A 22,971-nucleotide genomic window follows, 5' to 3' on the forward strand; every position below is an offset into this window, starting at 1 on the left:
CCTTTACGTATAATAACTTGTACACTTAAAAATAAGGAGACAAAACTATGAGACAACTTAAAATCACCAAGCAGGTAACGAATCGTGAAACTGCATCATTAGACAAATATTTACAAGAAATTGGAAAAGTTGATTTGATTACCGCTGACGAAGAAGTAGAATTAGCTCAGAAGATTAAAGCTGGAGATCAACGTGCTCTAGAAAAATTAACAAAAGCCAATTTACGTTTCGTTGTTTCTGTTGCTAAACAATATCAAAATCAAGGACTAACACTTCCCGATTTAATTAACGAAGGAAATTTAGGATTGATTAAAGCAGCCCAACGTTTTGATGAAACTCGTGGATTCAAATTTATATCTTATGCCGTTTGGTGGATTCGTCAATCGATTCTTCAGGCACTTGCCGAACAATCTCGTATTGTTCGTTTGCCATTGAACAAAATTGGTTCTATCAACAAAATCAACAAAATGTATGCTTTGTTAGAACAATCTAACGAAAGACCACCATCTGCTGAAGAAATTGCAAAAGAGCTTGACATGACTGTAAATGACGTAAAAGAGTCTATGAAAAACTCTGGTCGTCACTTATCTATGGATGCTCCTCTTGTAGAAGGAGAAGATTCTAACCTTTATGACGTTTTACGTTCAGGTGAATCTCCAAATCCAGATAGAGAATTAATACACGAATCATTGCGTACGGAAATTGAGCGTTCATTAGAAACTCTTACACCAAGAGAAGCAGACGTTGTTCGTTTGTATTTTGGTTTAGGCGACCAACATCCAATGACATTAGAAGAAATTGGAGAAACTTTCGATTTAACGCGTGAACGTGTCCGCCAAATTAAAGAAAAAGCGATTCGCAGATTAAAACATACTTCTAGAAGTAAAATTTTAAAAACGTATCTTGGATAATAATTTCCAAAATTGAAATATTTAAATCTTTAAATTTTTCAATTTATAGTAAACAACAGTCTGATTAACTGTTCGTTTTTTGATTGATGATTGAAACTCCGGCTGATTACCGGAGTTTTTTATTTTTGACGCAGGCCTAAAAGAGCGTTTCTTAACTTTGTGAACTTTGCGAAAAACCTTGCGAACTTTGCGGTTAAAATTTTACCTTTGTATCTTAATGAGATTGCCTCGTGCCTCGCAATGACAAACAAAATGAAGAATACTATTATTGCTCCATCAGTTCTAGCTGCTGATTTTGCTAATTTACAACGTGATATCGAAATGATTAACACTAGTGAAGCCGATTGGTTTCATATTGATATTATGGATGGCGTTTTTGTTCCCAATATTTCATTTGGAATGCCAGTTTTAGAAGCAATTACAAAACATGCAAAAAAAACGATAGATGTGCATTTAATGATAATGGATCCTGATCGTTATATTAAAACTTTTGCAGATTTAGGAGCTAACATTTTGTCAGTGCACTATGAAGCCTGCACGCATCTTCACAGAACCCTTCAGGCAATAAAATCTGAAGGCATGAAAGCAGGAGTCGCCTTAAACCCTCATACAAGTGTTGATGTATTAGAAGACATTATCAATGATATTGATTTGGTTTGTATCATGAGCGTAAATCCTGGTTTTGGCGGACAATCATTTATTGAAAACACGTATTCAAAAGTTGAAAAACTGAAAGCCATAATTATAAGAAAAAATGCTTCAACTGTAATTGAAATTGATGGCGGCGTAACCAATAAAAACGCTAAACAATTAGTAAGTGCTGGCGCTGATGTTCTAGTAGCGGGAAGCTTTGTTTTTAAAGCTGAAAACCCAACGCAAACTATTGCGGACTTAAAAGCACTGACAACTATTTAATAATTGATAATTTCTTTTAAAATATAACCAACTACATAAATAACCAAAAGGAAACAAAAGAAGAGAAAAACAAACTCCATGGTTTTTGATTTGTTAGGTTAATTTTAAAAGCTCAAATCAAATTTAGGTATAAATATTTAAGCGTATGTTAAGTTATCAATAATTTTTTATGTAATTTACTTGTTATCAGTGCTTGAAATGGGTTGATAACATTAAAATCTAACATTTAACATCTTTGAAACATTTATATACAATTCAGGAAATTCAATTTTAAATTGATCTGGAGTTTCAAAAAAATGCTCGATGATTACGGAGATAAATTCAAACTAATTGGTGTAGGCGTAAATTCTAAAATAATTAGAGTCAATTAATCTTTGCTTATTTGTAGTATGCGTTACTTCGTTCATAATCGCTTTATAATGTTTTTTGAAAGCTAAAGCACTACCATCGTTATTACGAATACTGTGATGATGAATAACATGGCTGAATTCATGAATACCGAGATTCAAATTATCGTTATCTATTTCAAAACTTTCTTCAAAATGTTTCCAAGAAAAAGCAACGACTTTCATCCTAGGATTGAATTCCCCTTTATAATATTGTTCACTGTGTGTTGAGAAATATTCGTCAGGATAGACAATAATTTTATCAAAAACGTCAACAATAAATTTTCGCATCCCAAAAGTTAGCATTATATAAGTTGCACTAATCAAAATTTGCACTTCTTTAGTCATTTGGAAATCACCCCTTGGAATAAATTGATACGTTTTATTAAAAACGGCTAATCTATGATGAAAATATTTTTTTTGTTTATGATTTAGTTTTTTATAAGATGCAAACTTTTGACGAAGTATAAATTGTTCTTCTTCAGAAATTTCTTTAGGAAATAGGCACAAATGAACAAATATAGGACGATTAAAAATAGCAATTGAAATATCATCTAATAAGCTTATAATAAACATTATTAAGTAAATAAGAAATGCAGCTATCACAAATAAAAGCATCAAAACAAAAAATAAAAGTTCAATATCTTCCATAAGTGAATTAATTTATTTTTAATGAATTGTTTTTACTCGTGTTTATCACAAAACTCCGTTTTGACTATAAAAAAACAGCATGAAAAATAATACTTCCATGCTGTTTTCTTGTGACCTCGGAGGGGTTCGAACCCCCAACCATCAGAGCCGAAATCTGATATTCTATCCAGTTGAACTACGAGGCCGTTTTTTTTAGATAGTTAGACTTCTTAGATTTTTAGATTCTAAGAAGTCTAACTATCTAAAATGTCGAATTATCCTATTTCTCTATACCAACAATTTCTTAACGATGGATGAAATGGTTTTTCCTTCGGCGGTTCCTCCTAATTGTGCTGAAGCTATTCCCATTACTTTTCCCATAGCAGCAATTCCTGACGCACCTGTTTCTGCAATAATTTTTGCAATTACAGATTCAACTTCGGCTTCGCTTAGTTGTGCTGGTAAGAATTTTTCGATTATTGCAATTTGTGCTAATTCAGGTTCTGCCAAATCTAAACGGTTTTGCTCTGTAAAGATTTTAGCACTGTCTTTTCTAGTTTTTACCAATTTTTGAAGTAACTTGATTTCGTCGGCTTCAGAAATTTCTTCTTTTGATCCTGATGATGTTTGGGCTAATAATAATTCTGATTTTATTGCTCTTAAAGCTTCAAGGGCAACAGTATCTTTAGCTCTCATGGAGGTTTTAATTTCCTCCATGATTTGTGATGATAAACTCATATTGTTTGTTGATTTAATATCGATTATTTATTCGATTAAAGTTATGTAAATTTATTAAAATTATTGATATTCGCAACAGAATAGGAAGCTTTACAAGCTCATTTCAATTTATTCTTGAAATAAATATTAGATAAAATTTACATGAATCTATAAGATTAAATAATAATTGTAAGTAAATACCTTTAAATAATCTAAATATATGGCAAACCTCTGTTGATTAGTTAATAATTAGAATTAATAAAACCAATCTAACTTCTAATTTTCTGTTCCCATTTCCAAGCGCTTGCCAAAGCCTCTTCAAGAGTAGATTGTGCTTTCCAACCTAAAACTGTATTAGCTTTATCTGTATTGGCATAAGCCGAAATAATATCACCCTCTCTTCTACCAACAATTTTATAGGGTAATTTTTGCCCACTAACTTTTTCAAAAGTAGTAATTACTTCTAAAACCGAGCTTCCTGTTCCTGTTCCTAAGTTAAAAGTTTCTACTTTTGCTGCATTCTTTTTGCTTAATAATCTTTGTAAGGCTACTACATGAGCTTTTGCTAAATCAACAACATGAATATAATCACGAATACAAGTCCCATCAGGAGTTGGATAATCATCACCGTAAACTGACAATTCTTTTCGCAAACCGATTCCCGTTTGGGTAATAAAAGGAACTAAATTTTGAGGAACTCCTATTGGCAATTCACCAATTTCAGCAGTTGGATGGGCTCCCATCGGATTAAAATAACGCAATAAAATAGCATTTACATTTGTTACTTTAGCAACATCAGTGATAATTTCTTCTCCGATTTGCTTTGTATTGCCATAAGGAGACATGGCTGCCTGAACTGAAGCATCCTCAGTAATTGGCATTTTTTCAGCTTCGCCATAAACGGTGCAGGAAGAGCTAAAAATAAAATGAGCTTCAGGTTTTTGCTGTAACTCCTGTAAAATATAAACTAACGTGTTAATATTATTTTCATAATATAACAACGGATTTTCAACACTCTCTCCTACCGCTTTAGAAGCTGCAAAATGTATTACTCCAGCAACATCGTTGTGTTTTTTAAAAAATGCTTCAACTTCATTTTTAATCCTTAAATCCATTTTTTCGAAAATAGGTGTCTTTCCAGAAATAGCGACAATCCCTTTTAAAACATCTTCAGATGAATTAGAAAGATTATCAATTATTACTACTTCAAAGCCCTCGTTTTGAAGTTCGACTACAGTATGCGAACCAATAAATCCTAGACCTCCTGTTACTAAAATCTTCATTTTTTTTCGTTTTTGATTTTTCTAATTTAATTTAAATATTCTAAAATGCTGTTTGTAATAAATTGAATTTGTTTGTCATCAAGCTCTGTATGCATAGGTAAAGAAATTACTTCTTTTACCAACTGATTGGTTATAAGGAAATCTTCTTCTTTATAACGAATATCCAAATAGGCTTTTTGAGCATGCAAAGGAATTGGGTAATATATGGCACAGGGTATTCCTTTATCTAATAAATGTTGCATTAATCCGTCTCGATTGGCATCTATTATTCTAAGTGTATATTGATGAAAAACATGGCAATCACAAATATCACATATACTTGGTGCAATTATATTTTTATGTCCATCTAGTGCTGCAGTATATTTTCTTGCTGCATTTTGTCGTGCTAGATTGTATTGATCTAATAGGGGTAATTTTGCATTTAATACCGCAGCCTGAATACTATCTAAACGTGAATTCACTCCAACAACATCATGATGGTAACGAACATACATACCGTGATTTACAATCCCTCTCAATTTATGAGCTAAATTATCATCATTGGTGAAAATGGCTCCACCGTCTCCATAAGCTCCTAAATTTTTAGAAGGGAAAAAAGAAGTTGCTCCAACATGACCTATGGTTCCAGCTTTCTTTTTTGTGCCATCAGAAAATTTGCAATTGGCTCCAATTGCTTGTGCATTATCTTCAATAACATATAAATTGTGCTCTTTGGCAATTCTCATTATTGCTTCCATATTAGCAGCTCTCCCAAATAAATGCACTGGCACAATGGCTTTAGTTTTTGGAGTAATCGCTTTTTTTAAAGCGTCTATAGAAATATTCATGTTTACAATATCTACATCAACTAAAACGGGTGTCAATTGAAGTAGCGCAATAACTTCTACTGTTGCAGCAAAAGTAAAATCGGCAGTAATGACTTCGTCGCCTGGTTTTAAATCTAATCCCATCATAGCAATTTGCAAAGCATCAGTACCATTTGCACATGGAATTACGTGTTTTACACCAAGGTAATCTTCTAAATTCTTTTGAAAGAGATGAACTTGAGGACCATTAATATAGGTATTGGTTTCTAAAACCTCCTGAATTGAGCTATTAACGGCTTCTTTTATAGAATCATATTGACTTTTAAGGTCAACCATTTGGATTTTCTTCATCTGCTTATAAATTAAAAACAAGCAAAATTACTAATTTTATGACTGTCAACAATAGAAATTCTATAAAGAGATGTATTTTAGCGAAACAATTCACGAACTATGCTTTTTCTATACAATTTATTGATGATTTTTGCTGGATTTTTCATAAAAATCATCGCCTTATTTAACCCAAAAATAAAACAGTTCGTTACTGGACGAAAAACCGTTTTTGAAACTTTAGCATCAAAAATAGGTCCTTCTGACCGAACAATTTGGTTTCATGCTGCTTCATTGGGTGAATACGAACAAGGATTACCTGTAATGGAAAAATTAAAATTAGAATTTCCGAATTATAAATTAGTATTGACTTTTTTCTCTCCATCTGGTTTTGAAGTGCGTAAAAACAATACCGTTGCCGATGTTACCGTTTATTTACCATTAGACACCAAAGAAAATGCAAAAAAATTTATACAATTAGTGCATCCTGACTATGTGTTTTTCATAAAGTATGAATATTGGCCCAATTACTTAAATGAATTAAAAAAACTTCAAATATCTACTTATTTAATTTCTGGAATTTTTAGAGAAAACCAATTATTTTTTAAATGGTATGGTGGATTTTACAGAAAAACATTAGATGCATTTAATCATTTTTTTGTGCAAAACTCCGGTTCAAAAGAATTGTTAGCGCGATTAGGAAAAACAAATGTTACTGTTTCTGGAGATACTCGATTTGACCGAGTAGTTTCAATTTTAGAAAAAAATAATAGTTTGGATTTTATTTCAGAATTTAAAAATAGTACATTGACAATTGTAATAGGGAGTTCTTGGCCTAAAGACGAAAGTTTATTAATAAATTTCATCAACTCTTCTAAGGATAATTTAAAATTTATTATTGCTCCACACAACATTAAATCCGAACAAATACAAGATTTAAAAAATGCAATTAGCAGAAAAACAGTTTTGTTTTCTGAAAAAGAGAATCAAAACCTTTCCGATTATACTGTTTTTATTATTGATACGATTGGAATATTAACCAAAATTTATAGCGAAGCCGATATTGCTTATGTTGGTGGCGGTTTCGGAAATCCCGGTGTTCATAATATTTTAGAGCCTGCAACTTTTGGTGTTCCTATTATAATTGGGCCAAACTATTCGCACTTTGCAGAAGCTACTGCATTAGTGCATCAAGAGGGTTGCATTTCTATTTCAAATCAAAATGAGCTTGAAGATGCATTTAATTTACTAATTAACAACGAAGATGAACGACTTGAAAAAGGTAATATTTGTTCGACTTTTGTGCAAATGAATAAAGGTGCTACAGGAAAAATTGTTAAATTCATTTTTAATGAAAACACAAAGAACTTGCAGTAAAAAAAATTAAACCCAATTTTTACATTTTATATAATATTAATTATGAGAATCATAAAACTACTTCTTATATTATTTGTTTTTCAAGTCCAAGCCCAACAAGGCGGCATGTGGATACCATCTTTATTACAAGGAATGAACGAAAAAGAAATGAAAAAATTAGGCATGAAAATATCTGCCGAAGATATCTATTCTGTAAACAACTCTAGTTTAAAAGATGCCGTTCCTCAATTTGACGGTGGCTGTACTGCTGAAATGATATCCGATAAAGGATTGCTATTAACCAATCATCATTGCGGATTTGATGCCATTCAAACGCATTCTTCTATAGAACACGATTATTTACAAGATGGTTTTTGGGCTTATAAAATGGAAGACGAATTACCAAATAAAGACATGGAAGTAATGTTTGTAGTTCGAATTGAAGACGTAACAACTAAAGTTTTAGAAGGAGTTTTAAACCTTACTGCCGAAACCGAAAAACAAAAAAAAATTCAAGAAAACATCTCTGCACTAAACAACTCATCACCAAAAGAACTCTGGCAGGAAAATAAAATAAGAACTTTTTTTGACGGAAATCAATACCTTTTATTCGTTACCGAAACCTATAAAGACATTCGACTTGTAGGAGCGCCACCAAGTGCGATTGGAAAATTCGGAAATGACACTGACAATTGGGTTTGGCCGCGACACACTGGAGATTTTTCGTTGTTTCGAATTTATGCCGATAAAGATAACAAACCAGCAACCTATTCAATAACTAATGTTCCATATAAACCAAAACATTTCTTCCCAATATCTATTTCAGGATTAAAAGAAAATGATTTTACTATGGTTTTAGGGTATCCCGGACGAACACAAGAATATTTACCTGCAGTAGCTGTAAATCAAATAATTGAAACATTAAACCCTGCCAAAATTGAAATTCGTGATGCCGCTTTAAAAGTACAAGATCGTTTTATGAGAAAAGATCAAGCCATCAAAATTCAGTATGCATCAAAATATGCTAGCGTTGCCAATTATTGGAAAAAATGGATGGGAGAAAGTAAAGGCTTAAAAAAAGCTAACGCAGTAGCTGCCAAACAAAAATTTGAAAAAGAATTTCAAGAAAAAGTTATAAAAGCTGGAAAGCAAGTAGAATACGGTAATTTACTCGCTGATTTCGAAAAAAATTATACCGCAATAAAAGATTATGCGCTGGCAAGAGATTATTTTATTGAAGTTATACTAAGAAATAACGAAACACTACTTGTTGGCTATAAATTGTATCAATTAGAGCAAATTCTAAAAAACAAAGGCGAACAAGCTTTTACAGATAGAAAAAAGAATTTAATTGATGGAATTGGCGATTTTTATAAAGATTATAATGCTGAAGTTGACAAAAATGTTTTTGAACAATTGATAGATTTATATGCCAAAAAATCTCCAAAACAATTTTTACCAATATCACTAAATAATATAGATGCTACAAAACTAACGAACGATATTTTTACAAAGTCTAAATTAACTTCTTTGTCTGGTTATAGAGAATTATTAGACGGCGATTCTCAAACTGTGATTACTAAAATAAATAATGATATAGGATACCAATTAATAAAATCATTATCAGATATATACAACACCGAAATAGCTCCAAAATATGATGAACTAAATTTGAAAAATATCACTTTACAAAGAACCTATATGAAAGCTATTTTAGAGTTAAGTTCAAAGTCAGATAGGATTTTTCCAGATGCCAATAGCACTTTTCGAGTAACTTATGGAAAAATAAAAGGATACAAACCCAACGATGCTGTATATTATGAACCCTTTACTACGCTTGATGGTGTAATGGAGAAATACATTCCTAGTGATTATGAATTTGATGTTCCTAAAAAATTAATCGATTTATATAATGCAAAAGACTATGGCGTCTATGGAGAAAAAGGCAAAATGCCTGTATGTTTTATAGCAACAAATCATACTACAGGAGGAAACTCAGGAAGCCCAGCCATAGATGCAAAAGGCAATCTTATAGGTTTAAATTTTGATAGAGTTTGGGAAGGAACCATGAGCGACATATATTACGACCCTAAAATTTGTAGGAATATTATGGTAGACATTCGTTATGTATTGTTTATAATTGATAAGTATGCTAATGCAAAAAACTTATTAAATGAACTAAAAATAGTAGGACAAAAAAAATAATTTACACATAAACACTTATCAATCAAACACATTAAGTATTTTAAATGTTAAAATAAATAAATAAATAAATTTATTTTAACCTTTTGTTAACTATGGCATAGTAATTGTGAAGAAAATGACAGTTGCAATTGATAAAATTGAAAAAAAAATTGAAAAATATTTTTACCTATTAAAAAATTTATATCTTTGCATCGAATTAATAATTAACCTTTTATAATTAAGTAAGATGAAAAAAGTATTTTTAAGTTTAGCCGTTATTGCTGCATTAACTGTAGTATCTTGTAAACAAGCTGAAGCTCCAGCTGAAGCTTCTGCTGAAGTAGTTGATTCTGCTGCTGTTGTAGTTGATTCTGCTGCTGCTGTTGTTGACTCTGCTGCTGCTGTAGTTGATTCTGCTGCTGCTCCTGCTGCTGAAGAAGTAAAAAAATAATTAGAAATTTTTCTAAAAATTTTAAAACCCCGCAATGCGGGGTTTTTTTTTATAATTTACTTTCCAAGAAATCTAGTTGAGGAAAAATCAAATCGTTTGAGGAGAAATCTAAAACTTCTGAATTTTTAGCATACTTCTGTATTTCTGAAATTCCTTTTTGAAGCAACAACTCAGTAGTATACTTTCTACTAGTGGCAAAATGAACTTCTTCTAACATTATTTTGAAATAAAATTTTCCTCCAGCAGTTTTTACTTTTACAAATGTTACCGTTTCAATTTCGTTTTTAAAATATTCTATTCCTTCTTCACATTCAAACTTTAATTCATATCGAAAACTTGTAAAAATTGCTTTTCCTTTTCTAGAAGTAAAAACAAACTTATAATAATCGTCAAATCGTTTACTTATTACAAAAGCTCCCATAAATTGTATTGTGTTTAAAATAAAAAAGCCTCAAACACATTTTGAAGCTTTTTTTGTACTCAAGGCGGCTCCGAAGCTTCGGAGTTGAACCCCAATTAGAATCTTAAAATTTATTCTGTATTTCTAGTAAGATATTTGGATTAACTATCACTTTATCCAAAAAAATTCTAGACTTCATTCTCTTCAAAAACTTTTCTATTCCGTAAGCCTTTTCACTCGATTCACACTCAAAACTCAAACTCAACACCCAAGGCACTCCTTTTACAGTATATGCTTCACTATAAAAACCTGAATTATGTTCTCCCATTCTTTTTAGAACATCATCAGTAGTTCCGACATAATATCTGTCTAATTTTTTAGAATAAATGATATAAATAAAATACATTAAAAAAACTGTTTAAATAAAAAAGCCTCAAACAGAGTTTGAAGCTTTCTAGTACTCAGAGCGGGACTTGAACCCGCACGAACATTGCTGTTCACTGGATTTTAAGTCCAGCGTGTCTACCAATTTCACCATCCGAGCATTCTACTTTTAAGTATTTTAAGCTAATTTAAAAAATTAACTAAAAATACTATTTGATCAATATGGTTTGAGCGAAAAACGGGGCTCGAACCCGCGACCTCGACCTTGGCAAGGTCGCGCTCTACCAACTGAGCTATTTTCGCATTTCAATTTTTATAAAGAACTGCTATACTTGTTTCGTATCGCGAGGGCAAATTTAATACTTTAATTCAATTCTACAAGTGTTTTTACATAAAAAAAATAGCCGTTTACTAACGTTTTGATTTACTTTTGTTTACATAAAAAATTTACTTTTTTTGAAGCATTCTTTTTATTTCATTCAACTTCATCATCGCCTCAATTGGAGTTAATGTATTGATATCTAAACTTAAAATCTCTTCTTTAATTTCTTCTAATAAAGGGTCGTCTAAATTAAAAAAACTCATTTGCATGTGCTGTGCTTGTTCGTCTTTATTCCTCGAGCCCTCTTTTGATGGTTTCAAACCGTTTAATGCTTCGCTAGAATGATCTTTTTCTAGTTTTTTTAATAATTTTTGCGCTTTCAAAATAACCGTTTGCGGCATTCCAGCCATTTTTGCAACATGAATTCCAAAACTATGTGCACTTCCTCCTTTTACTAATTTTCTAACGAACAAAACAGTATCTTTTAATTCTTTTACAGAAACATTATAATTCTGAATTCGGACTAATGATTCTGACATTTCGTTTAACTCATGATAATGAGTAGCAAACAGCGTTTTAGGTTTTGATGGATGTTCATGTAAATATTCAGCAATTGCCCATGCTATTGAAATTCCGTCATAAGTGCTCGTGCCACGTCCTATTTCATCTAATAACACCAAGCTCCTGTCTGAAATATTGTTAAGAATAGAAGCCGTTTCGTTCATTTCGACCATAAAAGTAGATTCCCCCATCGAAATATTATCGCTTGCTCCTACACGAGTAAAAATTTTATCTACTACTCCCATTTGCAAACTATCTGCAGGAACAAAACTACCCATTTGTGCTAGCAAAACTATAAGTGCCGTTTGTCTTAAAATAGCTGACTTACCAGACATATTGGGTCCAGTTATCATTATTAATTGTTGGGCTTCTCTATCTAAAAAAACATCATTAGCAATATAAGGCGTTCCTACAGGAAGCTGTTTCTCAATTACTGGATGACGTCCGTTTTTTATATCTAAATCATACGACTCATCTAGTACCGGACAAACATATTTGTTTTCAATAGCCAATTGAGCAAACGATGTTAGACAATCCAATTGCGCAATTAAATTAGCGTTTAGCTGAACAGGTTTTATATACGTTGCTATCCAAGAAACCAATTGATCAAAAATTTCAGTTTCTAATTTGTAGATTTTCTCTTCGGCTCCTAGAATTTTAGTTTCGTACTCTTTTAATTCCTCAGTAATATATCTTTCCGCATTTACCAATGTTTGCTTCCGAATCCAATCTGTGGGAACTTTGTCTTTGTGTGTGTTTCTAACTTCTATATAATAACCAAAAACATTATTAAAAGAAATTTTTAAAGATGAAATTCCTGTTTTTTCAGATTCTCGTTTTTCAATTCCTTCTAAATATTCTTTTCCAGAAGTTGATATTGCTCTTAAATCATCTAATTCGATATTAACGCCTCTAGCAATAGCATTCCCTTTTTGAATTGCAACAGGCGCCTCTTGATTCAAAGTGTTTTTAATTTTTTCGCGTAACAAATCACAACTATGCAAGCTATCTCCAATAATTTTTACTGCCTCTTGTGTGCTATTTAGAGCTAAATTTTTAATAGGAATAATAGCATCTAAAGAAGACGACAAATAAACAACCTCTCTAGGCGAAACCTTACCCGTTGCTATTTTAGAAATTAATCTTTCTAAATCTGAAATTTGCTTGATTTGATGTTGAATATTTTTTAAAACTTCTTGATGCTCTTTTAAATAAGAAACAACTTCATGACGGTTTCTTATTTTATTTATATCCTTTAGCGGTAAAGCCAACCAACGTTTCAAAAGCCTTGCTCCCATTGGGGAAAGCGTTTTATCAATCACATCTAATAAGGTTACAGCATTAGGATTATAACTGTGATACAATTCTAAATTGCGTATCGTAAAACGATCCATCCAAACATAAGCATCTTCAGCAATACGCTGGATGGATGTAATATGTTGCCGTTTATTATGTTGCGTTTCTGACAAATAATACAAAACAGCTCCTGATGCAATTATTCCTTCTGTAAGTTCTTCAACCCCAAAGCCTTTTAGTGAATTGGTTTGAAAATGATTCATTAACGTTTCTAAAGCGTAATCTTCTTTATAAACCCAATCTTCAAGATAAAAATTATGAAAATCTTCGCCAAAAACTGACTTAAAATCACTTTTATTCTGTTTAGGCACAAGTACTTCACTTGGTTGGAAATTTTGCAATAACTTGTCTATATATTCACTATTCCCCTGAGCAGTTAGAAATTCGCCAGTTGAAACATCTAGAAAAGAAATTCCAATTGTCTTCTTTCCAAAATAAATTGAAGCTAAAAAATTATTAGATTTTGATTGCAACACTTCATCATTCATAGAAACCCCAGGAGTAACTAACTCCGTAACGCCTCTCTTGACAATAGTTTTGGTCATTTTAGGATCTTCAAGTTGGTCGCAAATAGCTACTCTTAGTCCTGCTTTTACTAATTTTGGTAAATAGGTATTCAAAGAATGGTGAGGAAAACCGGCCAATGCAGTCTCGGTTGATGAGCCTGCTCCTCTTTTAGTTAATACTATACCTAAAATTTTAGATGCACGAACCGCATCTTCTCCAAAAGTTTCATAAAAATCTCCAACTCTAAACAACAAACAAGCATCAGGATATTTCCTTTTGATTTCGTTATACTGTTTCATTAATGGAGTTTCTTTAACTTCTTTTTCTTTAGATACCAATTTAATTTATTTAGATTGTCTTAAAAAATGCATCAGCGAATTTAAAAATTTAAAAGGAATAAATCTTGATACTCAAAAAAAAATATCTTTTAAGAAAAATTTATAATTAGTTTTAAAAAAATTATATAGATTTGTCTTATAATTAAATAACCTATACAAATGAAAAGAATATTCTTATTAGCAATGTTAACTTTTTTTGGCATTGCAAATTCTAATGCTCAGCAAGCAAAAAAACCTATAGCAAAGAAAGCTCCAATAACAAAAACTAAAAAAGCTGTTGTTGCAAAAGTTGATGATGCAAAAGCTGTTACCGCAATTGGCGCTAAATTAGAAGGAGCTGGAATGCTTTTTGAAAACGAAACCATTGACTATGGAACTATTCCTCACAACGCTGATGGTAATAGAGAATTTGTTTTTATAAACAATGGTAGCAAACCATTGATAATTACTAACGCTACCGGATCATGCGGTTGTACTGTTCCAACAAGTCCTAAAGAACCAATTGCACCTGGTGCAAAAGGTAAAATTGGTGTAAAATATGCCACAGATAGAGTTGGAGCATTTACAAAGACAGTTACTGTTAGTTCGAATGCTGAAGGACAAGCTACTAAAACGTTAACTATTAAAGGTACTGTTTTAGCTGACGAAAAACCGGCCTCAACTCCTACTACAAAAAGCTAATAAATTCCAAAAATATTTACAAAAGGCTTCCTAATTGGAAGCCTTTTTTGTAACATTTCCAATTAATGATTATGCGAAAGCTACAAAATAATGAACTGAATCGAAAATCAATTAACGATTTTAAAATCGCAACAAAAACTCCTTTAATATTAATATTAGATGATGTAAGAAGTTTAAATAATATTGGTTCTGTATTTAGAACTGCTGATTCCTTTTTGATAGAAAAAATATATTTGTGTGGCATAACCGCAACCCCTCCAAATAAAGAAATTCATAAAACAGCTTTGGGAGCTACAGAAACTGTCGATTGGGAACATTATGAAGATGTTTTATTAGTAATTGAAAAATTAAAAGAAGAGAATGTTACGGTCTTAGCCATAGAGCAGGTAGAAAGCGCTGTGTTTTTGAATAATTTTGAAATTGACTCTGATAAAAAGTATGCACTAATTTTTGGCAACGAAGTTTTTGGAGTTGCACAAAAAGCAATTGAAAAATGCGATGGTTGTATAGAAATTCCTCAATTAGGTACTAAACATTCATTAAATATAGCCGTAAGCACAGGAATTGTTGTTTGGGACTTATTCCAAAAAAGCAGCAAAAAAAAAATCTCTTTAAATAAATGAAAAACTGTATTTTATTTTTGTTTTTAATAGTAGTGTTTTTAATTTCTAATACTATTTATTGTAATGTTGCACCAATTATAAAGGCAACTGGCAATCAAAAATACTGCCCAAAGACAAATTTAAAAATCGTTACTACTATTACAATAACCGATCCTGATGACACTGGAACTGATGCTTTTTATATTCAAATTTCTTCGGGATACGTATTTGGAGAAGACATATTAAAACTCTCCGGATTGCATCCAACTATCATTTCAGATTGGGATATCTCAACAGGAAAGTTAAAATTATACAGTCCTTCTGGCGCTCAAATAACATATTTAGATTTTATTGCCGCTATCGAAGATATCGAATTTTTTAATTCATCCTCTTTTCCTAATAGCAGTAGGACTTTTTCTATAAGTATTGGTGATGCAAATTATCTTCCTTTAACAGACCATTATTATCTTTTTATACCTGATTTAGGTATCCGATGGAATGATGCTAAGGTTGCGGCAGCTGCAAGCACATATTATGGACTGCAAGGATATCTAGCAACAATTACTAGTGACGAAGAAGCTAGATTTGCAGGAAAACAAGCCGCTGGCACAGGCTGGATTGGAGGTACTGACGAAGAGAACGAGAGTGTTTGGAAATGGGCTACAGGCCCTGAAAGAGGAACAATATTTTGGAATGGTTATGTTAATGGAACTACCCCAAATTTTGCGTTTTGGAACACTAATGAACCCAATCAATTTGGGGGAATACCTGAAAATTATGCTCATATTACCGCTCCAGGAGTTGGAATTCTTGGTTCGTGGAATGATTTACCTGATGCTGGAGAATCAAGCGGAAATTATCAGCCTAAAGGTTATATAGTAGAATATGGAGGTATGCCAGGGGACCCAATAATTGAAATTTCGACAACTACTTCTATTACCATACAAGCTACTCCATCACTAAAAGCTGATGAGGTTATTTGCTCTCAAACAGCACTAACAACTACATTTAACTTTCCAGAAGGAGTTTTAGATTGGTATACCAATCTAACAGGAGGCGCAAAAATTGCAACTGGAAATACCTTTACAACACCAGTACTCACTCAAAAAACCACCTATTACTATGACTTTGGCTGTACTGAAAGAGTCCCTTTTACGGTAGATGTAATAGCTATTCCCACTATTACATCAACAATCAATCCTATTCCTTTATGTGGTACAAACGATATTAACCTAGAAGCAAGTGCAAGTGCAGGAACTGTAAATTGGTATAGTAGCTCCACTAGTACTAAGATTGAAGCAATTGGAACAAAAGTTACTATTCCTAATATCAAACAAAGCGGTACTTATTACGCAGAAGCTGTAGACAGAAAATGTACTAGTTTACAACGAACCCCTTTAAACATAATCGTTTATCAATCACCAGATGTTTCAGATGAAGAAATTATAATCTGTCAAGGTAAATCGATTTCTATAACTGCTGGAGTAGCCAACATGAACTATCTTTGGTCGACTGGAGAAAAAACACAATCTATATTTATAAATGGATTAAAAAACTACTCTGTAATTGTAACATCACCTGCCCCTGAAAACTGTTCTAAAACAAAGAATATTACTATTATTGAAAATACTGTTCCAAAAATAGCTGAGATAATTGTAACAGAATTTAATGCGAAAATAGTTACTAATGGCATTGGAGATTTTGAATATTCAATTGATGAAAAAAACTATCAAGACTCGCCCCTTTTTAATTTTGAAAAGGGAGGTCTTTACACAGCTTATGTAAGAGATAAAAACAAATGCGGCAAGGACTCGCAACGTTTTGTAATCATTTCAATACCTGCGTTTTTTACCCCAAATAATGATGGCTCAAATGATTTTTGGACTGTTAAAAACATTGAAGTATACAAGGCATTTAAAATTGACATATTCAACAGATACGGAAAACTTATTACTCAATTGAATGTAAGCAATAAACAATGGGACGGTACTTTAAACGGAAAACCCTTACCAGCAGACGATTATTGGTATGTTGCAAAAATTGATGAAAGTATTCCAATTAAGAAAGGACACTTCTCCTTAAAAAGATAAAATATTAATTTGTTTTGCTCCTTATTTCCTCTAATATAAAAGCATAATCTTCTTGGTTTTTAATAAAATCTCTATCGGAAACATCTATGATTAAAATATTTAAATCGTTTTGGGATTTAATGTAATCTAGATATCCTCTATTGATTTTCTCTAGATATTCAGCAGGTATTTCTTGTTCATAGCTCCTGCCTCTTTGCTTAATATTTTCTAGTAAACGATCTGTATTTTGATACAAATAAATGTACAAATCGGGCTTTGGCATTTCTTTATAAATAATATCAAAAAGTTTTCTGTACAATCGATATTCATCGTCTGAAAGAGTAACTTTTGCAAAAATTAAGGATTTAAAGATATGATAATCGGCAATTATAAAATCCTTAAACAAATCGAACTGAGCTAAATCGTCAGAAATTTGCTGAAATCTATCTGCTAAAAAGGACATCTCAAGAGAAAATGCATACCGGTTTTGGTCTTCATAAAATTTAGGCAAAAAAGGATTGTCTGCAAAGCGCTCTAAAACTGTTTTCGCATTAAAATCTTGGGCAATTTTAGTTACTAAAGTGGTTTTTCCTGCACCGATATTTCCTTCAATAGCGATGTAATTGAATTTTTGCAGAGGAATTTTCTGTAATGGGAACCCTAAATTTTGAACAACCTTACAATTGCTTTTATCTTCAGAAGCTCTTAACAATTCAGGTAAATATTTTTGCAAAATAGGGTGTCTCCAATCTAAATTTAAATCTCGCATGGGCAACAAAACAAACATGCGCTCTTGCATTAATGGATGCGGCACTTTAAGTTTTTCAGATGCAATAATATCTTCATTAAAAGCAATAACATCAATATCTATAACTCTTGCTTGATATCCTTCATCCAGCCCTCGAATCCTGCCTAATTTAATTTCTAGAGCTAAAACTTTAGCTAAAACTACCTCAGCAGTAAGCGGCGAATGCAAGACTAAAGCACAATTGTAAAATGGCTCGCTATCAAAACCCCAAGCAGGAGTTTCATAGAGTTTAGAGACTTTAATAACTGTACCTACTTCATTATGAATTGATTCTATTGCAGACTCAATCGTCTCTAAACGATTTCCTTGATTACTGCCCAACGCTAAAACAACTATATTTTGATTATCCATATAAAACACAAATTAACTAAAAGAATTTTAGAATAAACTATATTTGTACCGAGTGTTAATAAATTTATTTAACACACAATTTTGTAACATTTTAGAACTTTTTGAAACTAACTTAGAAAAAAATACGATTATGAAATTTTTAGGAAATGTTTTAGCCACTATAGTTGGTTTATTTGTTTTTTTTATGATTCTATTCTTCGGAATGATTTTCGTAGCTGCACTATTTGGTGGAGATGGCGAAACTAGCACTATTAAAAGTAATTCTGTAATTGAATTGGATTTATCAGAAGTAAAAACTGATTATGCTGGAAAATTTAATTTTGAAGAATTTGATTATTATGAAACCAAGCACGACGGATTATCAGATGTAATTAATGCTATAAATGCAGCAAAAACAGACGATGACATTAAAGGAATTTCAATTTTGAATGACAATTCAAATCTAGGTATGGCTCAAATAAAAGCGGTACGAAAAGCATTAGATGATTTTAAAAAATCAGGCAAGTTTGTCATGGCTTATGCCAATAATTATAGTCAACAAGAATATTATTTAAACTCTGTTGCAAACACCATTTATTTGAATCCTGTTGGCGAAATGGAATTTAAAGGTTTATCATCTGAAATCATGTTTTTTAAAGATTTTCAGGAAAAATATGGCATTAAAATGGAAGTCATCCGACACGGGAAATTTAAAAGTGCTGTAGAACCTTTCCTAGAAAATAAAATGAGTGACGCCAATAGAGAACAAATGTCAACGCTTTTGAATTCACTTTGGAACAGCACACTTTTAGATATTTCTAAAAGCAGAAATATTCCTGTGACCAAACTTAACGAAATTGCAAACGGACTTTTAGCGAGAACTCCAGCAATGGCAAAATCTACTAAGTTGGTTGACATCATTGCTTATGAAGATGTATATCACGACGCTATTAAAAAAACATTGAAAGTAGAAAAAGACGAAGATTACAATACCGTATCTATTTTAGAATATGCTAAAAATGTAGCAACTACAACCAAAGACAATTCTGCCACAGATAAAATTGCCATTGTTTATGCTCAAGGCGAAATTGGAAGTGGAGAAGGTGATGTAAACCTAGTAGGAGAAGGATCAATGAGAAGAGCTTTGCAAGACGCAAGAAAAGACGAAAACATTAAAGCTATTGTATTGCGAATTGATTCTCCAGGCGGAAGTGCCTTGACCTCTGATTTAATTTGGCGAGAAATAGAATTGACTAAAAAAGTAAAACCTGTTGTAGTATCTATGGGTAATTTAGCAGCTTCGGGTGGTTATTATATTGCTTGTAATGCCAATGCTATTTTTGCTGAGAAGAATACTATTACAGGTTCAATTGGAGTTTTTGGCATATTACCAAATTTGACTAAAGTAGCATCAAATTTAGGAATAAATGTTGAGCAAGTTAATACTAACGAAAATGCAGCGGGTTATAGTATTTTTAAACCATTAGATGATAAATACAGAGCCTTTGTTCAAGAAAGTGTAGAAACAATATATAGCACTTTTGTGAATCGTGTTGCTAAAGGTCGGAAAATGTCTTTTGCTCAAGTTGACAGTATTGCTCAAGGTAGGGTTTGGACAGGTGCAGATGCCCTTAAAATTGGTTTAGTAGACAAAATTGGAGGTATGGATGATGCTATAAAATATACTGCCGATTTAGTAAAAATAAAAGAATACAAAACACAAAATTTCCCAGAATATAACAAAAGTTTTGAAGATCTGCTAGGCAGTCTTGGAGTTCCATTTATGAAAACCAAAGAACGTTTTATTAAGGAGGAAGTGGGCGAAGAAAACTACAAAGTCATTGAACAAATCAGAAAAGTTCAAGCTAAAAAAGGAGTTCAAGCAGCGATGCCTTTTGAAATAAACATTCGATAAAATTATAATAGTCTCAACTTACAATAAATCCGTTTAAGTAATTTCTTAAACGGATTTGTTATTTTAAGAAAACATTACAATGAGCTAACCCAGTAAATGCTATTTTTGTAATACAAATTATGAACTAAATCAAACATCATCATGATTAAGAAAATATTAAAAATTACTGGAATTATTATTCTTTTACTAGTCGCTTCTTTATTTGCAATTCCATATTTTTTTAAAGATCAAATCAAAGCAAAAATAACAGAAGCTATAAATGAGAAAGTAGACGCTAAAGTATCTTTTTCAGATGCTGATTTGAGTTTATTCAAGAGTTTTCCGCAAGCAAATGTTTCTATTGACCAATTATTAATTATCAACAAAGCTCCTTTTGAAGGCGATACTTTAGTTTCTTTAGGCGAATTGAATTTGAAAATGTCTATAAAAGAATTGTTTAAAGGCAAGGAAGAATCAATGAATATTGAAGCAATTTCAACTGAAAATGGTTTAATAAATATTATTTTCAACAAAGATGGAGTTGGGAATTTTGACATTGCTTTAAAAGATAAAAATAAAAAAGAAGGTGGCGAAAGCAGTCCGTTAGCATTAAAAATCAAAGAATATAAAGTTGAAAATTTAAGATTCAAATACTTTGATGAAAGCTCTAAAATAAAAATGACAATAGACAGTTTAAACCATTCTGGTTCTGGCGATTTTACTGCTTCAAAACTCGATTTAATTACAAAAACGACTGCTAAAGTTTCTTTATCTATGGACAAAGTTAATTATATGAATAAAATAGCTCTTACTTTAGATGCTGTTTTAGGAATTGATTTAGACCAAAGCAAATATACGTTTAAAGATAACAAAGCGCTTATTAATCAATTGCCATTAGAGTTCGATGGCTTTATACAAATGGTGGAAAACGGGCAAGAATATGATTTAAAATTTAAAACACCAACCTCTAGTTTTCAAAACTTTTTGGGTTTAATCCCATCCGCTTATTCTGGAAGCCTAAAAGATGTAAAAACCTCAGGTGATTTTACTGTTGCTGGTTTTGCAAAAGGATTATATTCAGAAAAAACGATTCCTAAATTCAATCTAGCCATTACTTCAAACAATGCTTCATTTAATTATCCTAACTTAACAAAATCAGTTCAAAACATTGTAATTGACACCAAAATCATCAATGAGACAGGATTATTAAATGATACTTATGTTAATTTAGACAAACTTTCCTTTAAAATAGATCAAGACGTTTTTAACGCTAAAGCAAATGTTAGAAACATCTCCGAAAATCCTTTAGTGAATGCCGAATTAAAAGGAATAATTAACTTATCTAATGTTTCTAAAGCCTATCCTGTAAAACTAACAGTACCGCTTTCAGGAATTTTAAAGGCTGATGTGGTAACAAAATTTGACATGAAATCTGTTGAAACCAATCAATATGAAAACATGCAAAATTCAGGAAACATGATCTTGACAGGATTTAAATATGTGGATGAAACCAATAAGGCGATGAATATCAATAAAGCTGCAGTGCAATTCACGAATACTAAAATTAATTTGCAAGAATTGGATTTGACTACCGGGAAAACCGACATGAAAGTAAACGGAATTCTAGAAAATTTTTACGGATTTATGTTTAAAAAACAAGAATTAAAAGGAAACTTCAATTTGCAATCCAATCAATTTGCAGTTGCCGATTTTATGACTACCGAAACTCTAAAGGCGAATGAAAAACCTAAAGATGCTGTAAAAATTCCAGCTTTCCTGAATTGTTCATTAACCGCAAAAGCAAATACGGTTTTATATGACAATCTAACCTTAAAAGACGTTTCAGGAAAAGTGATAATAAAAGACCAAAAAGTAACTTTAGAGAATGTAAAATCATCCATTTTTGGTGGGCAAATTGCTTTTAATGGTGACGTTTCTACAAAAGCAAAAGTGCCGGTTTTTAATATGAAATTAGGAATGAATGCTGTAGATATTCAACAAACATTTACCCAGCTAGACATGCTAAAAAAGATAGCTCCAATTGCCGGAGTAATTTCAGGAAAAATAAATTCGACTATAAAACTTTCAGGAAATTTAGATGACAAAGAGATGACCCCAAATTTAAACACTATTTCAGGTGACCTATTAGGACAATTATTATCTACAACTGTCAATCCAAATAATTCTGAAGTATTAACTAAGTTGAATGAGAATTTTAAATTTTTTGATTTAAAAAACTTAAATTTAAAAGATGTAAAAGTGGCTCTTGCCTTTAAAGACGGAAAAGTAAATGTAAAACCTTTTGATATTAAATACCAAGACATAAACGTTAATATTGGCGGACAACATGGCTTTGATCAAATTATGAATTACAATTTAAAGTTTGATGTTCCAGCAAAATATTTAGGAACTGAGGCCAATAATCTTATTGCGAGAATAACTCCAGCTGATGCTAAAAAATTAGAAAACGTTCCTATAAATGCTATGCTTACGGGTAATTTCAAAAACCCAAAAATAACTACTGACATGAAAAGTGCGGTAACGAATTTAACCAATCAATTGGTAAAACAACAAAAAGAAAAAGCAGTTGCTAAAGGCAAAGAAACGTTAAGCAGCATTATTACCAATGCTACAAAACCTAAAAGCGATACCACTAAAACTGATATCAAAAAAGATGTAAAAGCAAAAGCCGGAGAATTATTGAATGGCTTGTTTGGGAAAAAGAAAAAGGAGTAGGACACTTTTTATTAATT

Annotated in this window: 17 protein-coding genes, 3 tRNA genes and 1 pseudogene; 10 read left to right on the forward strand and 11 right to left on the reverse strand. The window is 31.7% G+C overall.

The window, feature by feature from the left end; translation table 11 throughout:
* Positions 1-47 precede the first annotated feature (47 nt).
* Both ACFQ0S_RS04690 and rpe read left to right on the forward strand, forming a co-directional pair.
* The gene (locus ACFQ0S_RS04690) at positions 48-911 is read left to right on the forward strand and encodes a sigma-70 family RNA polymerase sigma factor (RefSeq protein ID WP_026707723.1); all 864 of its coding nucleotides are present in this window, start codon (positions 48-50) and stop codon (positions 909-911) included.
* Between the two features lie 252 nt (positions 912-1,163).
* Positions 1,164-1,826 (forward strand): ribulose-phosphate 3-epimerase, encoded by a 663-nt coding sequence (rpe, locus tag ACFQ0S_RS04695; RefSeq protein ID WP_379754566.1) that lies wholly within the window; start codon positions 1,164-1,166, stop codon positions 1,824-1,826.
* A gap of 212 nt (positions 1,827-2,038) precedes the next feature.
* On the opposite strand, the pseudogene ACFQ0S_RS04700 reads toward rpe, so the two are convergent.
* The 5 genes and pseudogenes from ACFQ0S_RS04700 to ACFQ0S_RS04720 all read right to left on the reverse strand — a co-directional run bounded on the left by ACFQ0S_RS04700 (position 2,039) and on the right by ACFQ0S_RS04720 (position 5,999).
* Positions 2,039-2,863 (reverse strand): annotated as a pseudogene (locus ACFQ0S_RS04700) (zinc-dependent peptidase).
* Between the two features lie 111 nt (positions 2,864-2,974).
* Positions 2,975-3,048, reverse strand: a tRNA-Arg gene (locus ACFQ0S_RS04705).
* Between the two features lie 82 nt (positions 3,049-3,130).
* Positions 3,131-3,580, reverse strand: a complete 450-nt coding sequence (locus ACFQ0S_RS04710; protein ID WP_379754569.1) for a GatB/YqeY domain-containing protein — start codon at positions 3,578-3,580, stop codon at positions 3,131-3,133.
* A gap of 248 nt (positions 3,581-3,828) precedes the next feature.
* Positions 3,829-4,842, reverse strand: coding sequence for a UDP-glucose 4-epimerase GalE (galE, locus tag ACFQ0S_RS04715; RefSeq protein WP_379754572.1), 1,014 nt, complete (start codon positions 4,840-4,842; stop codon positions 3,829-3,831).
* Positions 4,843-4,868: 26 nt separating this feature from the next.
* On the reverse strand, positions 4,869-5,999 hold the full coding sequence (locus ACFQ0S_RS04720) for a DegT/DnrJ/EryC1/StrS family aminotransferase (RefSeq protein ID WP_379754575.1): 1,131 nt from the start codon (positions 5,997-5,999) through the stop codon (positions 4,869-4,871).
* A gap of 99 nt (positions 6,000-6,098) precedes the next feature.
* On the opposite strand from ACFQ0S_RS04720, the gene ACFQ0S_RS04725 reads away from it, so the two are divergent.
* The 3 genes from ACFQ0S_RS04725 to ACFQ0S_RS04735 all read left to right on the forward strand — a co-directional run bounded on the left by ACFQ0S_RS04725 (position 6,099) and on the right by ACFQ0S_RS04735 (position 9,966).
* Positions 6,099-7,352, forward strand: coding sequence for a 3-deoxy-D-manno-octulosonic acid transferase (locus ACFQ0S_RS04725; protein WP_379754577.1), 1,254 nt, complete (start codon positions 6,099-6,101; stop codon positions 7,350-7,352).
* A 42-nt stretch (positions 7,353-7,394) separates the two neighbouring features.
* Complete coding sequence (locus tag ACFQ0S_RS04730) at positions 7,395-9,536, forward strand: S46 family peptidase (protein ID WP_379754580.1); 2,142 nt, start codon at positions 7,395-7,397, stop codon at positions 9,534-9,536.
* Between the two features lie 226 nt (positions 9,537-9,762).
* Positions 9,763-9,966, forward strand: a complete 204-nt coding sequence (locus ACFQ0S_RS04735) for a PG1828 family lipoprotein (protein ID WP_379754583.1) — start codon at positions 9,763-9,765, stop codon at positions 9,964-9,966.
* Between the two features lie 49 nt (positions 9,967-10,015).
* On the opposite strand, the gene ACFQ0S_RS04740 is transcribed toward ACFQ0S_RS04735, so the two are convergent.
* The 5 genes from ACFQ0S_RS04740 to mutS all read right to left on the reverse strand — a co-directional run bounded on the left by ACFQ0S_RS04740 (position 10,016) and on the right by mutS (position 13,834).
* Complete coding sequence (locus tag ACFQ0S_RS04740) at positions 10,016-10,387, reverse strand: DUF1508 domain-containing protein (RefSeq protein ID WP_379754586.1); 372 nt, start codon at positions 10,385-10,387, stop codon at positions 10,016-10,018.
* A gap of 103 nt (positions 10,388-10,490) precedes the next feature.
* Positions 10,491-10,772, reverse strand: a complete 282-nt coding sequence (locus ACFQ0S_RS04745) for a GIY-YIG nuclease family protein (RefSeq protein ID WP_379754589.1) — start codon at positions 10,770-10,772, stop codon at positions 10,491-10,493.
* A gap of 52 nt (positions 10,773-10,824) precedes the next feature.
* Positions 10,825-10,910, reverse strand: a tRNA-Leu gene (locus ACFQ0S_RS04750).
* A 70-nt stretch (positions 10,911-10,980) separates the two neighbouring features.
* Positions 10,981-11,053 (reverse strand) — tRNA-Gly (locus ACFQ0S_RS04755).
* Positions 11,054-11,197: 144 nt separating this feature from the next.
* Positions 11,198-13,834: a DNA mismatch repair protein MutS gene (gene mutS / locus ACFQ0S_RS04760; RefSeq protein WP_379754592.1), complete on the reverse strand. Its 2,637-nt coding sequence runs from the start codon at positions 13,832-13,834 to the stop codon at positions 11,198-11,200.
* 159 nt (positions 13,835-13,993) lie between these two features.
* Here mutS and ACFQ0S_RS04765 point away from each other — a divergent pair, with 159 nt between their 5' ends.
* From ACFQ0S_RS04765 to ACFQ0S_RS04775, 3 genes are all read left to right on the forward strand, one after another.
* A complete protein-coding gene (locus tag ACFQ0S_RS04765) occupies positions 13,994-14,515 on the forward strand; it encodes a DUF1573 domain-containing protein (protein WP_379754595.1) in 522 nt (173 codons plus the stop codon).
* Between the two features lie 71 nt (positions 14,516-14,586).
* Positions 14,587-15,138 carry an RNA methyltransferase gene (locus ACFQ0S_RS04770; protein WP_379754598.1) on the forward strand — a complete coding sequence of 184 codons (552 nt, stop codon included), beginning with the start codon at positions 14,587-14,589 and terminating at the stop codon, positions 15,136-15,138.
* On the forward strand, positions 15,135-17,207 hold the full coding sequence (locus ACFQ0S_RS04775; protein ID WP_379754601.1) for a T9SS type B sorting domain-containing protein: 2,073 nt from the start codon (positions 15,135-15,137) through the stop codon (positions 17,205-17,207). Before ACFQ0S_RS04770 ends, ACFQ0S_RS04775 begins: the two co-directional genes overlap by 4 nt.
* A 4-nt stretch (positions 17,208-17,211) precedes the next feature.
* On the opposite strand, the gene folK is transcribed toward ACFQ0S_RS04775, so the two are convergent.
* Entirely contained in the window at positions 17,212-18,345 is a 1,134-nt protein-coding gene (gene folK / locus ACFQ0S_RS04780) for a 2-amino-4-hydroxy-6-hydroxymethyldihydropteridine diphosphokinase (RefSeq protein WP_379754604.1), read from the reverse strand.
* A gap of 130 nt (positions 18,346-18,475) precedes the next feature.
* On the opposite strand from folK, the gene sppA reads away from it, so the two are divergent.
* On the forward strand, positions 18,476-20,239 hold the full coding sequence (gene sppA / locus ACFQ0S_RS04785) for a signal peptide peptidase SppA (RefSeq protein WP_379754607.1): 1,764 nt from the start codon (positions 18,476-18,478) through the stop codon (positions 20,237-20,239).
* Positions 20,240-20,380: 141 nt separating this feature from the next.
* Positions 20,381-22,954 (forward strand): AsmA-like C-terminal region-containing protein, encoded by a 2,574-nt coding sequence (locus ACFQ0S_RS04790; protein ID WP_379754611.1) that lies wholly within the window; start codon positions 20,381-20,383, stop codon positions 22,952-22,954.
* Positions 22,955-22,971 lie beyond the last annotated feature (17 nt).

This window comes from Flavobacterium myungsuense, from assembly GCF_042677265.1.
GTDB classification, from domain to species: Bacteria; Bacteroidota; Bacteroidia; order Flavobacteriales; family Flavobacteriaceae; genus Flavobacterium; species Flavobacterium myungsuense.

Excerpts from the sequence above, each read along its gene's own strand:
- ACFQ0S_RS04690 (WP_026707723.1), top strand. The coding sequence starts at position 48 with ATGAGACAACTTAAAATCACCAAGCAGGTAACGAATCGTGAAACTGCA.
- rpe (WP_379754566.1), top strand. The coding sequence starts at position 1,164 with ATGAAGAATACTATTATTGCTCCATCAGTTCTAGCTGCTGATTTTGCT.
- ACFQ0S_RS04710 (WP_379754569.1), bottom strand. The coding sequence starts at position 3,580 with ATGAGTTTATCATCACAAATCATGGAGGAAATTAAAACCTCCATGAGA.
- galE (WP_379754572.1), bottom strand. The coding sequence starts at position 4,842 with ATGAAGATTTTAGTAACAGGAGGTCTAGGATTTATTGGTTCGCATACT.
- ACFQ0S_RS04720 (WP_379754575.1), bottom strand. The coding sequence starts at position 5,999 with ATGAAGAAAATCCAAATGGTTGACCTTAAAAGTCAATATGATTCTATA.
- ACFQ0S_RS04725 (WP_379754577.1), top strand. The coding sequence starts at position 6,099 with ATGCTTTTTCTATACAATTTATTGATGATTTTTGCTGGATTTTTCATA.
- ACFQ0S_RS04730 (WP_379754580.1), top strand. The coding sequence starts at position 7,395 with ATGAGAATCATAAAACTACTTCTTATATTATTTGTTTTTCAAGTCCAA.
- ACFQ0S_RS04735 (WP_379754583.1), top strand. The coding sequence starts at position 9,763 with ATGAAAAAAGTATTTTTAAGTTTAGCCGTTATTGCTGCATTAACTGTA.
- ACFQ0S_RS04740 (WP_379754586.1), bottom strand. The coding sequence starts at position 10,387 with ATGGGAGCTTTTGTAATAAGTAAACGATTTGACGATTATTATAAGTTT.
- ACFQ0S_RS04745 (WP_379754589.1), bottom strand. The coding sequence starts at position 10,772 with ATGTATTTTATTTATATCATTTATTCTAAAAAATTAGACAGATATTAT.
- ACFQ0S_RS04765 (WP_379754595.1), top strand. The coding sequence starts at position 13,994 with ATGAAAAGAATATTCTTATTAGCAATGTTAACTTTTTTTGGCATTGCA.
- ACFQ0S_RS04770 (WP_379754598.1), top strand. The coding sequence starts at position 14,587 with ATGCGAAAGCTACAAAATAATGAACTGAATCGAAAATCAATTAACGAT.
- ACFQ0S_RS04775 (WP_379754601.1), top strand. The coding sequence starts at position 15,135 with ATGAAAAACTGTATTTTATTTTTGTTTTTAATAGTAGTGTTTTTAATT.
- folK (WP_379754604.1), bottom strand. The coding sequence starts at position 18,345 with ATGGATAATCAAAATATAGTTGTTTTAGCGTTGGGCAGTAATCAAGGA.
- sppA (WP_379754607.1), top strand. The coding sequence starts at position 18,476 with ATGAAATTTTTAGGAAATGTTTTAGCCACTATAGTTGGTTTATTTGTT.
- ACFQ0S_RS04790 (WP_379754611.1), top strand. The coding sequence starts at position 20,381 with ATGATTAAGAAAATATTAAAAATTACTGGAATTATTATTCTTTTACTA.